This is a genomic window from Arthrobacter sp. yr096 (assembly GCF_900108925.1).
GTDB lineage: Bacteria > Actinomycetota > Actinomycetes > Actinomycetales > Micrococcaceae > Arthrobacter.
Window position 1 is genome coordinate 94923 of the sequence record NZ_FNYI01000009.1, and the last position, 14104, is coordinate 109026.

General features: G+C 63.3%; 12 protein-coding genes and 1 riboswitch. Of the genes, 6 read left to right on the forward strand and 6 right to left on the reverse strand.

The genetic code is table 11. From position 1 onward, the window contains the following. Together BMY91_RS19740 and BMY91_RS19745 are read right to left on the reverse strand one after the other, a co-directional pair. On the reverse strand, positions 1-1686 hold the full coding sequence (locus tag BMY91_RS19740; protein ID WP_090825030.1) for an ABC transporter substrate-binding protein: 1686 nt from the start codon (positions 1684-1686) through the stop codon (positions 1-3). Further along, positions 1683-3374 (reverse strand): amidohydrolase, encoded by a 1692-nt coding sequence (locus BMY91_RS19745; RefSeq protein ID WP_090825032.1) that lies wholly within the window; start codon positions 3372-3374, stop codon positions 1683-1685. The genes BMY91_RS19740 and BMY91_RS19745 overlap by 4 nt, the downstream gene beginning before the upstream one ends. A gap of 179 nt (positions 3375-3553) precedes the next feature. On the opposite strand from BMY91_RS19745, the gene BMY91_RS19750 reads away from it, so the two are divergent. Both BMY91_RS19750 and BMY91_RS19755 read left to right on the forward strand, forming a co-directional pair. Next, complete coding sequence (locus BMY91_RS19750) at positions 3554-4231, forward strand: TetR/AcrR family transcriptional regulator (protein WP_254779890.1); 678 nt, start codon at positions 3554-3556, stop codon at positions 4229-4231. A gap of 121 nt (positions 4232-4352) precedes the next feature. Then, positions 4353-5831 carry a gamma-aminobutyraldehyde dehydrogenase gene (locus BMY91_RS19755; RefSeq protein ID WP_090825036.1) on the forward strand — a complete coding sequence of 493 codons (1479 nt, stop codon included), beginning with the start codon at positions 4353-4355 and terminating at the stop codon, positions 5829-5831. Between the two features lie 87 nt (positions 5832-5918). Here the strand turns inward: BMY91_RS19755 and BMY91_RS19760 are convergent, their stop codons facing one another. Further along, positions 5919-6830, reverse strand: coding sequence for an EamA family transporter (locus BMY91_RS19760; RefSeq protein WP_090825038.1), 912 nt, complete (start codon positions 6828-6830; stop codon positions 5919-5921). A 72-nt stretch (positions 6831-6902) separates the two neighbouring features. Between BMY91_RS19760 and BMY91_RS19765 the strand changes: the two genes are divergently transcribed. Continuing rightward, entirely contained in the window at positions 6903-7853 is a 951-nt protein-coding gene (locus BMY91_RS19765) for a LysR family transcriptional regulator (RefSeq protein WP_090825039.1), read from the forward strand. 132 nt (positions 7854-7985) lie between these two features. Beyond that, positions 7986-8324, forward strand: a complete 339-nt coding sequence (locus tag BMY91_RS19770; RefSeq protein WP_254779892.1) for a hypothetical protein — start codon at positions 7986-7988, stop codon at positions 8322-8324. A 34-nt stretch (positions 8325-8358) separates the two neighbouring features. Here BMY91_RS19770 and BMY91_RS19775 read toward each other — a convergent pair whose 3' ends face one another. The 3 genes from BMY91_RS19775 to BMY91_RS19785 all read right to left on the reverse strand — a co-directional run bounded on the left by BMY91_RS19775 (position 8359) and on the right by BMY91_RS19785 (position 11359). After that, positions 8359-8883 carry a SixA phosphatase family protein gene (locus BMY91_RS19775; RefSeq protein ID WP_090825041.1) on the reverse strand — a complete coding sequence of 175 codons (525 nt, stop codon included), beginning with the start codon at positions 8881-8883 and terminating at the stop codon, positions 8359-8361. A gap of 100 nt (positions 8884-8983) precedes the next feature. Beyond that, positions 8984-9850 (reverse strand): winged helix-turn-helix domain-containing protein, encoded by an 867-nt coding sequence (locus BMY91_RS19780; protein ID WP_090825043.1) that lies wholly within the window; start codon positions 9848-9850, stop codon positions 8984-8986. Positions 9851-10402: 552 nt separating this feature from the next. After that, on the reverse strand, positions 10403-11359 hold the full coding sequence (locus tag BMY91_RS19785) for a hypothetical protein (RefSeq protein ID WP_256212842.1): 957 nt from the start codon (positions 11357-11359) through the stop codon (positions 10403-10405). Positions 11360-11563: 204 nt separating this feature from the next. On the opposite strand from BMY91_RS19785, the gene BMY91_RS19790 reads away from it, so the two are divergent. Continuing rightward, complete coding sequence (locus BMY91_RS19790; RefSeq protein ID WP_090825045.1) at positions 11564-12304, forward strand: response regulator transcription factor; 741 nt, start codon at positions 11564-11566, stop codon at positions 12302-12304. Positions 12305-12307: 3 nt separating this feature from the next. Then, positions 12308-13807 (forward strand): sensor histidine kinase, encoded by a 1500-nt coding sequence (locus BMY91_RS19795; protein ID WP_090825047.1) that lies wholly within the window; start codon positions 12308-12310, stop codon positions 13805-13807. 109 nt (positions 13808-13916) lie between these two features. Beyond that, positions 13917-14104, forward strand: a riboswitch (cyclic di-AMP (ydaO/yuaA leader).

Below are 14104 nucleotides of genomic sequence, written 5' to 3' on the forward strand. Positions count from 1 at the left end.
TCAGCGACCTCCTATCTGGGCTGCCCACGGGAAGTACATGTAGTTGATGGACGGGTCCGCACCGGTGATGCGTTTGCCCAGCCACATGGACGTGACGGTCTCATAGAGTGGCCCCCACACCACGTCATCGGCGGCCAGCTTGGCGGCCTGGCCAGTCAGCTTGCCCCGGGCGTCGGGGTCCTGCACGGTGTACGCAGTGTTGACCAGATCATCGAATTGCGGGTTGCTCCAGCCGCCGTAGTTGCTGAAATCGCCGGTGCGCAGCACGCTGTACATTTCCAAGGGCTCGGTGCTGGAGAGGTACCAGGACGTCACCATGAGATCCACGTTCTTGCGGGCCTCGGGGTCGGAGAAGAGAGTGGTGTATTTGTCGTTGGACATGGTCTGGATTTCAGGGTCCAGGCCGATCTCCTTGGCCGCGGACGCGATGGCCCGGGCCGTGATGTCGAAAGCTGCGTTCAGCGAGGCAGTGGCGAAGACGAACTTGCTGCCCTCCGCCCCTGCTTCCTTGACGAGCTTCCTGGCTTCTTCCACGTCATAGGGCGTGGAGAGCAACCCGTCGAAAGCCTCGTCCGCAGTTTCCGTGGAGACGTCCTTCCAGACGTTCCGGGTGGTGAGGGCGTCAGTGCCGGAGGCGTAGCCCTGTTCGGCCGCCTTGATCAAGGCTTCACGATTGATGGCCATCATCAGCGCCTTGCGGACCCGGACGTCCTGGAACGTTCCGCCGAGGTTGGTGAACACCATGCTCTGGACTGAGGTGTCCTTGCCGAAGTACAGCGAGCCAGCATCTTTGTTGGCTTTGAGGATGTCCATGGCGTTGGACGGAATCGCGAAGCCGCCGTCTATTTCGCCGGTCTGGAAGGCGTTGATGCGGGACGTGGCGTCCGGGAGCATCTTGAAGGTGACCTGTTGCGACTTGGCCTTGAGGTCCGGATCCCAATAGTCGTCGAAGCGTTTGAGGGTGATGCTTTCCCCGGCCTCCCATTGCTCGAATGTGAAGGGTCCGGTGCAGTTCACGCCGGTGCTTGAGTTGCCGTAATCCTTGCCGGCTTCCTTCAGGGTTTTGGCGGATTCCACCACCCCGGTAGCTCCCACCAGGGACGCGTTGAACACGTAGTCCGGCTTGGTGGTGGTCACCGTGACCTGGTAGTCGCCGGTCTTCTCTATTGACTCGACGTTTTGGTAGGCGGAGGCCCAGAAGGATCCGACTTCCGGGTCCACGTGCCGGCTCAGGGATGCCACGACATCCTCCGCTGTCATCTCGGTGCCATCGTGGAATTTCACGCCCTGCCGGATGGTGTAGATCCAGGTCAGCGGGTCCGGGTTCTCCACTCCGGTTGCCAGTCCGGGAGACGTGGACAGGTCCGCGTTCCAGCGGAACAGCGACTCGCAGACGTTGGACAGGACAGTGTTGTCCGGGTAGTCAAAGGCATAGGCGTAGTCCAGCGAGAACGGCTCCGCGTACATGGCCCAGTTGAAGTTGTCGATCTCCTTGGTGGGTGCCGGCGTTGAGTCGGACAACGTGAACTTGGCTCCCCCGGCGGCGTCCGTCACGCTGGCGGGCCGGACGCCGCAGCCGCCCAGGACCAAGCCGGCCACGACGGCGGCCACCGTTACCGCTGTGATGCGCGACGGCGTCGTCCGCTGTTTGGGCGGTACGGCACCGCGCGCTGCCTGCGGCTTCACTGCATCACCGGGGAGGGCTGGCTCTGACGGGCTGTTGCGCGGTCATAGACGCACTCGCCCCCGATCCACGTTTGCGTCACCACCGCCCGGTGCAGTTCTTCCGGCGAAAGCTCGAAGAGGTTGACGTCCAGCACCGCGAGGTCGGCAAGTTTGCCGGGTTCCAAGGTCCCCGTCTCCGCGTCCAGGTGGTTGATCCACGCTGTTCCCTGCGTGTACGCGTTCAGGATCTGTTGGAGGCTGAGCTTCTGTGATTCCGGGCCGAGAGGCGGCAGGTCTTCCCCGGGTGCTGTGCGGTTGACGGCAACGTGGATGGCGGCGATCGGATCGGCCGTGGAGACGGGCCAGTCGCTGCCGGCCACCAAGCGTGCCCCCGCCGCAGCAAGTTCACCAAAGGGATAGTGCCGCGCCTCGGCGCCCGGTTCCAGGAACGGCAGGGTCAGGGTGTCCAGTTGATCCTCGTGGCAGGCCCAGAGGGCCTGCACGTTGGCTGCTGCTCCGAGCTCTGCAAAGCGGGCAGCGTCCTCGCTGCGGACTACTTGGAGATGCGCCAGGTGGTGGCGGTGATCGTTGACTCCGTTGCTGTCCCTGGCAGTTTGGAGGGCGTCCAAGGCGTCGGTCACGGCGCGGTCGCCCAGGGCGTGGAAGTGGAGCTGCATCCCGGAGGCGTCGATGGCGGTGACGAATTCCTTGAGCTCTGCGGGCTCGAAGAACTCAATGCCGCGGTTGTCAGTGTGGTGTCCATGGTGGTCCAGGTAGACGTGGTGCATGGCGGCTGTGAAGTTCTCAGCGACTCCATCAACCATCACCTTGACCGTGTTGGCATTGAGGACCAGGGGGTCGAACGACTCCCGGACGGTGTTCCGTCGTTCCAGGATCGCCTCCAGCTGGGACATGCCCGCCGTCCGGTCCCACCATTGGCATGCGGTGACCCGGACTTTGAGATCCCCCGCGTTGGCGGCATCCATGTAGACCTTGAGGTTGTCGGCATGGCCGCCCTCGGGAATCGGCACCCAGGCGTCCTGCCATGCCGTGATGCCTTGGGAAAGCAGCAATTCCTGTGATGCGAGCAATCCTTGGTAGGCGAGGTTGTACGGCAAAGCAGGCTTGGCGTCGTTGAAGAGATCCATGGCACCTTCATGGACGGTGCCGGCGGGAGTACCGTCCGGCTCCCGCTCAAAGCGTCCACCGGCGGGATCCGGGGTGTCCCTGCTGATGGCCGCCGCTGCGAACGCGGCAGTATTGGCCCAGGCTCCGTGATGGTCGCGGTTCTGGAGATACACGGGCCGGTCCTGCACCACAGCATCCAACAAGCCCCGGGTAGGTGTTCCTCCCGGGAAAAGATCCATGGACCATCCCGCGCCGAGGATCCACGGTTGGTCCGGGTTTTCCGCTGCGTAGCGGCCAACCAGCGCCACGGCATCCTCAGCGGTGCTGGCCTCCGTCAGATCGCATTGCAACATCTCCACGCCGGCGAAGATGGGGTGGATATGGGCGTCCTGGAAACCCGGGACCACCAGTTGACCTTGGAGGTCAACCCGGCGGGTGTCCGGCGTTGTAGTGGATTCGACGTCATCGGGGCTTCCGACGGCGACGATCCTCCCGCCTGCCACGGCCACATTTGCCCGGACAGGACCGGCGTCATTGCCGGTGTAGACCCATCCGTTCTCAAACAAAATCTCTGCGTGCACGTTCGAGTCCTTTCGAGGGGAAATTCAACTCTGCGAGACACACTATGAGCCGGATCACACTTAAGTCAACAGTGTTGACATCATCGCTGACAAAGTCTTTGACTTGTCCTCGAGAGGAGGAAACCATGAATCATGTACGGTGATAAAGATCCCGGGATCCCATGGAAGGTGGACAACAGATGGTGCAGCCAGCCCAGTCAACGGACCGGCGCACCCGATTGGACCCAGCCACCATCATTGATGCCGTCCTCCGGATCTCCAGCCAGGAGCCCGGCGAACGGTTGACTGTCCGAAGGCTGGGCCAGGAACTCGACGTCGATGCCACCGCCGTGTATCGCCATTTCCGTAACAGGGACGCCGTTGTACGGGCAGCCTTGGACCAGTTGTTCATGATGTCCGTGGAACGCACCCTGGCCACGGCGCGCGACCACGACTGGCGCGCCCGGCTGGAGGCCTACCTCGATGAACTCCTCAGGGTCTTTATGCAACACCCTTCCCTGGGCAGCGAGTCCTTTGCCACGGACACCTACGGCCCCGGCGAGCTGAAGGCAATCGAGTTCGTCCTGCAATGCCTCACCGATGCCGGCCTGGCAGAGGACCGCGTGGTGCACTACTACGCAGCCCTGGAAAGCTACACCCTGGCTCTCGGTGCCGGAATTGCGGTGGAGATCCAGCGGCTCCCGGACTCCGAAGGCCACGATCCCTGGCTCAACCCCCGGGTCTTCACTCGCATTTCCGGGCATCCGCTCCTCGAAAAACACCACGCAGCCCTGCAGACCCTCGATTCACTCAAGGCGTTCCATGCCGGCCTGGCAGCCATCCTGGACAGCGCCGAACGCGAAAGCAAGCACTCGTGACCGTCCGCATCTGACGGACTGCAAGCCCAGCGCAACCTGCCCCACCCGCACAACGGCACCTCCGGCGTCGTTCATTCAGCACTGCCCGGGCACCGACGCCCAGCAGGGAAAGCATGGCACCATGCACCAGTTCATCAACGGAAAACTACAGTCCGGGACGTCCGGACAAAACCTCGACGTCATCAATCCAGCCACCTCCGAGGTAGTGGAAACGGTAGGTTTGGCGTCATTGGCGGACCTTGAATTGGCCGTGGAAGCGGCACGCAGCGCCTTCCCGGCCTGGTCCCGCGCCGCGCCCGGCGAGCGCGCAGGCATCCTGCAGAAGTTCGCCCGCATCATGGAGGAACGCGCCGGGCAATTCTCCCGCGTGGAAAGTTCGCAGACAGGCAAACCGCTCCGGTTGACCCGGGAATTCGACGTTCCCGGAACCATCGACAACATCGACTTCTTTGCCGGTGCCGCCCGTCATCTGGAGGGCAAAGCCACCGCCGAGTACTCCCCCCAGCACACCTCATCCATCCGGCGGGAACCGATCGGCGTGGTGGGGTCCATTGCGCCATGGAACTATCCGTTGCAGATGGCAGCATGGAAGATCCTTCCCGCTGTCGCCGCCGGCAACACCATTGTCCTCAAGCCCGCCGAGATCACGCCCCTCACGTCGCTGATGTTCGCGCAGGCGCTCACCGATGCGGGACTGCCCGACGGCGTGGTGAACGTGGTGGTGGGCGACGGCGCCACCGTGGGAGCCGCCCTCATGCGGCATCCCGACGTGGACATGGTCTCCTTCACGGGATCCACCGCCATTGGACGCACCGTCCTGGAGGCGGCGGCCGTCAACGCCAAGCGCGTGCATCTTGAGCTGGGCGGCAAGGCACCCTTCGTGGTGTTCGACGACGCCAACCTGGACGCCGCGGTGCACGGCGCCGTGGCGGGTTCGCTCATCAACACAGGCCAGGATTGCACGGCCGCCACGCGGGCCATTGTGCACAGGAGCGTGTATGAGGAATTCGTGGCGAAGCTCGCTGCCCGCTTCGAGGGGATCGTCCTGGGCACCCCCACGGACACTGGCGCCGACCTGGGCCCGCTGGTTTCCTTCAAACAACGGGACCACGTGGCAGGAATGGTGGAGCGCGCCCGCGGATACAGCAAGATTGTGGCTGGGGGCTACGCTCCTGCCGAGGGTGGCCTTGAAAAGGGCGCCTTCTACCGGCCCACGGTGGTAGTCGACGCGGCACCGGACTCGGAGATCGTGCGGGATGAGGTCTTCGGCCCGGTGCTGGTGGTCCTCCCCTTTGACACCGACGATCAAGCCATCCAGCTGGCCAACGACACCGTCTATGGCCTGGCAGCCTCAGCCTGGACCAACAACCTGCAGCGGGCACTGCGTGCCACCCGCGAGATCAAGGCCGGCTGCGTCTGGGTCAACGACCACGTTCCCATCATTTCCGAAATGCCCCACGGCGGCTTCAAGCAGTCAGGCTCCGGCAAGGACATGTCCGCGTACTCCTTTGACGAATACACCCAGGTGAAACACGTGATGTTTGAGCTGGATGGCGTCACCGAAAAGGACTGGCACCGGACCATCTTCTCGCTGCGCTGAACTTCGCGTTGCGGGGCCCGCTCTGCCCACGTTGCGGGGCCCGCTCTGCCCACGTTGCGGGGCCCGCTCTGCGTGCCTCCGGGGACTTCAGAGCCGCAGAGCGGGCCCTGCAACGGTCACTTCCGAACGCTTCCGTCCGGCCCCCAGCACTGCGGTGGCAACTCCCAGGAGCAGGATCAGCCCGCCAATGATCTCGGTCAGCGTGGGAATCTCGTTGAGGACAAGCCAGGCAGCCGTCATCCCCACCACCGGGACCAGGAGCGTGAAGGGCACGACGTCGGAACTCGGGTACAGCGACAACAGCCGGTTCCAGATGCCGTAGCCAATCAGGGACGCGAACACGGCCGTGTAGATGGCGCTCAGGATGGTGGCCGGCTGAAGGTCGGAGAGCGTAGCCCACACCATGTCCGGGCCGTCCACCGCCAGCGACAATCCCGCCAAGGGAAGCGGCACTACCGCCCCGGACCACACCACCAGGCCAAGACCGGATGCAGCTTTCGAATGCCTGGCCACCACATTGCCAAGGGCCCAGGACAATGCTGCGGCCAGGACAATCATGAGCGGCAGCACGGGCGCCACGGCACTGCGTCCCAGTGCCACCACACCCAGGCCGGCGATGCCCAGCACCACGCCGGCCAACTGACGGCGGCTGGGCCTCTCACCGAGGAATCTTGCGGCCAGCAGGATGGTGAACAGCACCTGGGCTTGCAGCACCAGCGACGCCAGTCCAGCCGGCATCCCCAGCGCCATGCCCAGGTACAGGAGCCCGAACTGGCCGGCACTCATGAAGAGTCCGACGCCCAGAATCGCCCTCCAGCCCACATCCGGTTTGCGGATGAACAGGATGAAGGGAAAAACGACCAACAGGAAACGCATGGCCACGAAGAGCAGCGGAGGCACCTCCCGGCCATTGGTGTGAAGGCCCAGGTCGATCGCGACAAAGTTGATGCCCCAGAGGACGGCGACAAGGACGGCGAGGGCAGAGTGGCGAAGGTTCACAAGTACACTCTGGACTTCTTAATCTTGAAGCACCAGCGTTGATTTCAGCATGAAACCGCGTAGATTTACTTCATGATCGACATTTCAGCTTTGCGGGCACTCGTCGCCGTGGAACAGCATGGATCCGTGGTGGCCGCGTCGGATGTGATGGGGTATAGCCCGTCCGCCGTATCGCAGCAGATCAAGAAGCTTGAGAAGCAGACCGGGGTCGCTGTTCTGGAGCGGAACGGCCGCGGGGTGCTCTTGACGGAACGGGGCCTTGCGCTGGCAGGCTACGGGCGGCGCATCATGGGTGAACTCGAGGAACTGCAGGCAACCTTGCTTGCCGATCCGGCCAAACCTTCAGGACTGCTGAGGTTGGTTGCTTTCTCCACCGCATGCCGTGGCCTGGTGGGGCCGCTGCTCGGCCGATTGGCGGCGTCACACCCGGCCTTGGACATTACGGTGCTGGCAGAGGATCCCCGCGAAGCCGTGCAGAAAGTGGCCTCCGGCGAGGCCGAGCTCGCTGTGGTGCACAACTGGAACTCCGTGCCGCTGGTGATTCCGGAGAACCTGGTGCATGAGGACCTCTGTATCGACCAAGCCGATGTCCTGGTCAACAGCACGCACGCACTGGCGACACGGGCCGTCGTCGAACGTGAAGAGTTACTGGACCAGACCTGGATCAGCACGCCGGCGGGAGCTATCTGCAACGAAGCCCTGCTGCAGATCTTCGCGGGACTGGGCCGCGTACCGGATATCCGCGTGTACGATCCCGACTTTTCCACGCACATCGCCATGGTGGAGCAGGGCGTGGCCGTGGCGCTGGTTCCGCGGCTGGGCAGGCCGCCGCTTCCCGCGGGGGTGGTTGCGATCCCCGTCATCAATCCCGTGCAACAGCGCTCCGTGGGAGTGGTCTACCGCAAGACCATGACGGCAAGCCCCAACATCCGGCTGGCCGTGCGCCTGTTGCGGGACATCGCCGCCCAGGAGCTTCCCACCCAGGAATTTCCCACCCAGGAGCTTCCCACCCAGCGAGGTTGATCTACGTCTGGGGTTGATCAACGTCACACAGGGGAACATTCGACGCCCGGCAGGCTATTAGCTTAGGCTAACCTTACCTAGCTACCTGCGCCGCCCGGAGCGCAGTCGTCGAAACTCTGAAGGGGCCCAACAGTGGAAGCAATCCTCTTTCCCACGGACATGAACCACCACCACACCTATGGCCTGGTGAGTTACATCATGATCGACGACGGCCTGTATCCGAGCGCCCACAACCGGCGCGACCCCTACGCACTTCCGGCCTTCGACATCCGGGGTCAGTGGGTCTACCCCAGCCGGTACAACGAGTACATGGCCCCGCAGCTGCCGGTGTACATGTTCGACGGCGAATACCTGATCGCAACAGGGCATGGCGAGGAAGCCGCGGGCCTGCCCGTCTTCGAAATCCGCTGCATGTGCATGCCGCAGCTAACTCCCGGGCACGGCTCAGCATCAGGCGCCAGCGAGTACTGAACGGCCCCTGCAGCCCAGACCGGTCAGGCGCTGATTATGGCCGGGGCACCGTGAAGTGCGTCAACCGCGCATCCTGCCCGTCAAGCTCGGCCCAGGATTTCTCCGTCTCCATTACTGTCAACGCACTCGTTGGGTAACGGGTGGCGGCGTCCATGTAAGCGTCGTGGTCCGAGTCGCGGGAAGCCAAATGCATGGCAAGATCCTGCACTCCGGGCAGGTGAGAAATGATCATCAGCGTGGTGACGGTGTCCGGAACGTGGTTGATGACCGTCAGCATGCGGTTTGCGGAGGCGGCATACAAGCCATCTTCGAGCTTGGGCGTCGGAGCCTTGTCCCCCAGCTCGTCGCAGACCCAGGTGCACGTTTGGCGGGTCCTGAGCGCGGACGAGCACAGGATAAAGTCCGGCACCACGCCGTGCTTGAGCAACCACTTGCCGGCAAGTGGCGCCTCACGGTGACCCCGTTCCTCCAAGGGCCGCTCGTGGTCCGGCACGCCCATGGGCCAATCGGCCTTGGCGTGGCGCATGATCACCAAACGCTTGATGTGATGGTCGCTCATACCCCAACCCTATCCGCCCTGCCCACCATGGCAGGGTCCCGCAGGGAATGCGAAAGCGCCCGCCTCTTGACCGGAGACGGGCGCTTTTCTGCTGCTGTTGCTAGATCGAGTATTCGGGAGCGGCCCAGACGATAACTTCGGGGTGCTCGTAGAAACGGTAACCCTGGCCGCGAACCGTACGGACGGTGTTGGCGAGGCGTCCGAGCTTGGAGCGGAGGCGACGGATGTGGACGTCGATGGTGCGCTCGTTGGGCACCTCTTCGGCGTTGCGCCACAGGCCCTCGAGCAGTTCGTCGCGGCCCACGGTGCGGGTGCCGTTTTCCACGAGGTAGTTGAGGAGTTCGAACTCCTTGAACGTCAAGTTCAGCGACTCGCCGTCCAGGTGAACTTCGCGGCGGGCCAGATCGATCAGGACGCCGGAGGGACGGGATTCCTGCTGCGGCGCGGGGCGGGCAGCTTCGGTGCGCTGACGTGAGGCAACCGTGGGGTCACCGAACGTGGAACGCACGACGTCGAGGGCGGACCCGGGTGCCCCGGCAGGCGCGACGGCGACGGCGGCATAGCTCTCAGCGCCGGTCACGAGGGACTGCGCGTAGGCCCGGATTTCCTGGGCGAGCTTGGCAATGGAGGTTCCGGCCGCAGCGGCGGTTTCTTCGTCAATGCCCATGTAGAGCACGAAGCCGCGGGCTACGTTGTCATTGGCAACGGGACGCAGCCTGTCCGACTGGGCAATCACCGGGGTGGGTGCCGTCATGGGGGCAGGCTCGGCGGTGGGTACTGCGCGCAACTGGCCATAGGAGTTGGGGTTATAGCCCTGCGGAACGTAGCCGGGAGCCTGCTGGCCTGCACCCTGCTGGGCGGGGGCGTAGCCGGGGCGGTTGCCGAATCCGGGGCGCAGCCCTGCGTTCGACGCTGCCTTGTTGGCGTTACGGACGGAGATGTGGACGTATCCAGATGCAACTGACATGGAGTGCTTACCTCAAAAGTGAATAGCCGTCATCGCGGCTTCGAATGCTGGTTGTCCCCGCAATGAGTTTGGGGAGGGGCGCCCAACGCTGGGCTAGGGGGCGAATGCCTGAAACTTCTTGGGGTGGAAAGTTAGGCTTGCATTCGACAACAGCGGTCATCATGGCCAGCGGGTGTGCTGGGCCAGGTTGCTGCGGCTGCAGGTGCTGTTGAGTTCTTGTTCACATTGGAAGTGTGCAACGTAACAATGGCAACACGCAAGTAACAAAGCGCCGAACCGTCCACATTTTGAGACGTAGAGGTCTATTGTGTCGCAAATCACAATTCCACGCACGTACTAAATGAACGCCATTTCATTCGGCGACGGCAAGAAATATTTGCAATTCAGTGAATAATCTTCGGCCGATGGGGCATGATGCGCACCTCGCTTCCCGCGAACACCGCCCACGCGGAATCTCACGATCTGAAACAGTTGTTGTCCAATCGCAGGTAGTCTCCCTCGCTAATTTTCTGCCGAAAATCTGCTACAAGCTGTAGAAACAGCCGTTGCTTGTCAGGACGAGGTGCCCAAACCAGAGGTGGAGCCCAGACCGGACGATGATGAGCCCTGCCCGGACGTGGTGGACGTAGTCAGCCTGATGGACGCCGCGGTGTAGTTATCCCCGTCCTTGATGGCCGTCACCCGAACCAAGGAGCCAGCCGTCACGTCAGCCATTGTGAGGGTGCTGGCGGTGCTGCCCCGTTGTCTGGCACCCTGAGCCACGGTGGTGTCGTCGTCTAAGGCGTAGCTCCGGGTGAAGCCATCCTCGCTCTTCACAGTAAGGGAATTCGACGAGACATCGCTGACCGTCCCCAACTGATCCGCCATGGTCACGTACGCCCCGTTGCGGAGCACCACGTATTCCGAATGGACCGCTGCGTTGAGCCCTCCTGCCATGCCCAGACCATCGGGCGCCTGGTTCCCGCCCATCTGCCCCGGTCCGGCTTGGCCCAGGCCACCCTGGCCCGGTACCGCTTGGCCTTGCTGTCCGCCGAGCCCACCGGCGTCCGTCTGGCCCAGAGGAACATTGGCGGCGTCCGCAGATCCGGCGCTTCCCAACGCGTAGAAGCCGGCCGCCGTTCCGGCAACCACCACCACGGCCACCCCGGCTACCACCAGCGTCCGTTTGACGGGCCAGCGCCCTTGAACACCGGCTTTCGACCTGCCGGGCTGCCGTTGAGTCCACCCTTGATGGCCCGACGGCGGCGCTCCCCAACCAGCCGACGGCGCGGTGTCAGGAAAATGAGGGGTGTCAGGAGAATGCGCTGTGTCAGGAGACGGTGCGATCTCAGGAGACTGCGCAGCGCCAGCCATCGTTTCACCAGCGAGAGGTTGGGTCCCTCCATCCTGCGGCTCAGACCAAGCCCACGACGATCCCGCGCCGGCCATGGATTGCTGCGCCGAGGAGTCCGGTGCCCGCTCGGGGAGCGGGTTGCCCTGGGGCGTGGAGGGGCGGTTGTGTTCGTTCATGATTTTCTCCGTTGACGCGTTCTTGTCTGTGTACGCCCCTCAGCGTCGGACCCGTTGCTGTGGGGAGCCTGTGTTGAGGAGAAGTCGCTCCTGTGACCTGTGGATACGCGTGTTTCCAGACTCCCACCTCGCTAGTGTTGACTTCACAGCGTCCTCACAGGACGGGCAAAGCGCTGGCAAACCAGCAGAACGGAGAGTTGTCCCATGGCCTCCTCGCACTCCATGACCAACAACCTTCCCCAGCTCTCCCACCCGGACGGCTCACCTATCCGTGCTCTGGTGGTGGATGACGAACCCAGCCTCGCTGAACTGATGAGCATGGGCCTTCGCATGGCGGGGTGGTCGGTGGCGGTAGCTGGAGACGGCCCGGAGGCAGTGAAACTGGCCAAGGATTTCCGGCCGGATGTTCTGGTCCTCGATGTCATGCTGCCCGGATTCGACGGCGTGGAGGTGCTCAACCGCATCCGCGCGTTCGCTCCTGAGGTTCCCGCATTGTTCCTCACTGCCAAGGACGCTGTGCAGGACAGGATCGTGGGCCTGGCTGCCGGCGGCGATGACTATGTCACCAAGCCTTTCAGCATGGAAGAAGTGCTCCTTCGCCTGCACCGGCTGGTTCAGCGTTCGGGCGTGGCAGCCATGGACACTGCGGAGTTGGTGGTGGGAGACCTGACCCTGAACGTGGACACCCGTGAAGTAACGCGTGCCGGGGAGGATATCCCGCTCACCGCTACCCAGTTCGAGCTCCTGCGCTACCTCATGGAGAACCCCAAACGAGTGGTCAGCAAGGCCCAGATCCTGGACCGCGTGTGGGACTACGACTTTGGCGGCCAAGCCAACATCGTGGAACTCTACATTTCCTACCTCCGCAAGAAGATCGAGGCGAACCACCCGCCCATGATCCACACCATCCGGGGTGCCGGTTACGTCATCAAGCCTGCGGACTAGGCGTTGAGCACACTTTCGGGCGTGGCCAAAACCTCCCAACGCAGTTGGCTCAAACCTTCAACATGGCATTTGCGCACCCGTTTGGTTCTGGTGGCCATGGCCCTGTTGGTAGCGATCTGCGGCGCAGTAGGGGCGGTCAGTTACGCGTCCATGGACATGGTCTTCAACAAACAGCTCGACAGGCAATTGGAGCAGGCGTCCAGCCGCGCGACGGAGTTCGGCAGGCCGCCGTCGAACTTTCCCAGCAACCCTTCCGGACGTCCGGATCCTCTGGAGGCGCGCGGCCAGGCTGCGGGAACGCTGAACGCGAGGATCGACGGGTCAACCGTGAGGAGCTCTGGGCTCATCGACGCCCAAGGAAATCGTGTTTCCCTCTCCGCGGCGGATGAACAGGTCTTGTTGTCTCTCCCCAAGGGCGACCTCCCCGTGGATCGGTCCCTGTCCAACGGCGACTACAGACTGGTGGCAGTGGACCCCGGCTACGGCGACGTGATTGTCACCGGGTTGCCGCTGGCGGACAAACAGAGCGCCGAGGCATCACTGGTGTGGACCATGGTGCTGGTGTCACTGGGTGGCTTGGTGCTGATTGGTCTGGCCGGCACCGTCATTATCCGGCGGACCATGCGGCCCTTGGAGCAGCTCTCCGAAGTGGCCACCAAAGTTTCGCGCCTGCCCCTCGACGCCGGTGAGGTGGCACTCGCGGTGCGGGTACCGCCGTCGGCCGCCCATCCTGGAACGGAAGTTGGCAGTGTGGGCCATGCCTTGAACCAAATGCTGAACAATGTCTCCAGTGCTCTGGAGGCCAGGCAGGAAAGCGAAACCAAGGTCCGGCAGTTCGTGGCGGATGCGTCGCACGAACTCAGGACGCCGTTGACCGCCATCCGCGGCTACACGGAACTGTTGCGGATGACGGAAAACTTCACCGAAGACGGCAGGAAATCCTTGGCGCGGGTCCAAAGCCAATCCGAACGCATGACCACGCTGGTGGAGGACCTTCTGCTGTTGGCAAGGCTCGATGAGGGTCAACCAGTGAAGGTCACGGATGTGGACCTGACCCAGCTGGTGATCGAAACCGTCAGTGACGAGAAAGTCATGGCGCCGGACCACATTTGGCAGCTCCAGCTTCCGGATGAACCCATCACCGTTCGTGGCGATGCAACGCAACTCCACCAGGTGCTGGCCAATCTGCTGTCCAATGCGCGCAAACACACCGACGCCGGCACCACTGTGGTCACCGGAGTCATGCTCTCAGCCGACGGCAGTGCAGTGGTGACCGTGACGGACAACGGACCCGGCATTCCGGAGGATTTCCAGGGCCGGATCTTCTCCCGGTTTGCCAGGGCCGACGCCGCGAGATCAGGGTCTGAGGGGACGTCTGGTTTAGGCCTGTCCATTGTGGAATCCATCGTGGAGGCGCACGGCGGCAACGTGGAGGTAACGTCCCGGCCAGGGCGCACCGAGTTCGCCCTTCGACTCCCCGCAGTCAGCACCGAACGCGTATAAGGAATCCGGCAAGACGACTCACCGGCATCGTGATCTCTGTTACCTAAATGTGACTTCCGCGGAATCCTCCTGTACCGTCGAAAGGGTGGGTCTCCCCTAACGGGCCCACACCCGGGATGCGCCGAGCTCTGCCACTTCCCGGAGTTCCGTTCTCATTCGAGGCAGAGACGGGGGACCCAGAGTCTCCGGGCCAAGGCATTTTTTGCCGGCCCTTGGGGTGAAGCCGCAGCTTGATGCGCGGCCGGATGACCTCATCCGAACCCGACAGCTAACTCCGCAGGCGCTGAGAGGTAACCA

Bases quoted from the DNA above. Each gene is read 5' to 3' on its own strand.
- BMY91_RS19750 (WP_254779890.1), top strand. From the start codon at position 3,554: ATGGTGCAGCCAGCCCAGTCAACGGACCGGCGCACCCGATTGGACCCA.
- BMY91_RS19785 (WP_256212842.1), bottom strand. From the start codon at position 11,359: ATGAACGAACACAACCGCCCCTCCACGCCCCAGGGCAACCCGCTCCCC.
- BMY91_RS19765 (WP_090825039.1), top strand. From the start codon at position 6,903: ATGATCGACATTTCAGCTTTGCGGGCACTCGTCGCCGTGGAACAGCAT.
- BMY91_RS19775 (WP_090825041.1), bottom strand. From the start codon at position 8,883: ATGAGCGACCATCACATCAAGCGTTTGGTGATCATGCGCCACGCCAAG.
- BMY91_RS19780 (WP_090825043.1), bottom strand. From the start codon at position 9,850: ATGTCAGTTGCATCTGGATACGTCCACATCTCCGTCCGTAACGCCAAC.
- BMY91_RS19790 (WP_090825045.1), top strand. From the start codon at position 11,564: ATGGCCTCCTCGCACTCCATGACCAACAACCTTCCCCAGCTCTCCCAC.
- BMY91_RS19755 (WP_090825036.1), top strand. From the start codon at position 4,353: ATGCACCAGTTCATCAACGGAAAACTACAGTCCGGGACGTCCGGACAA.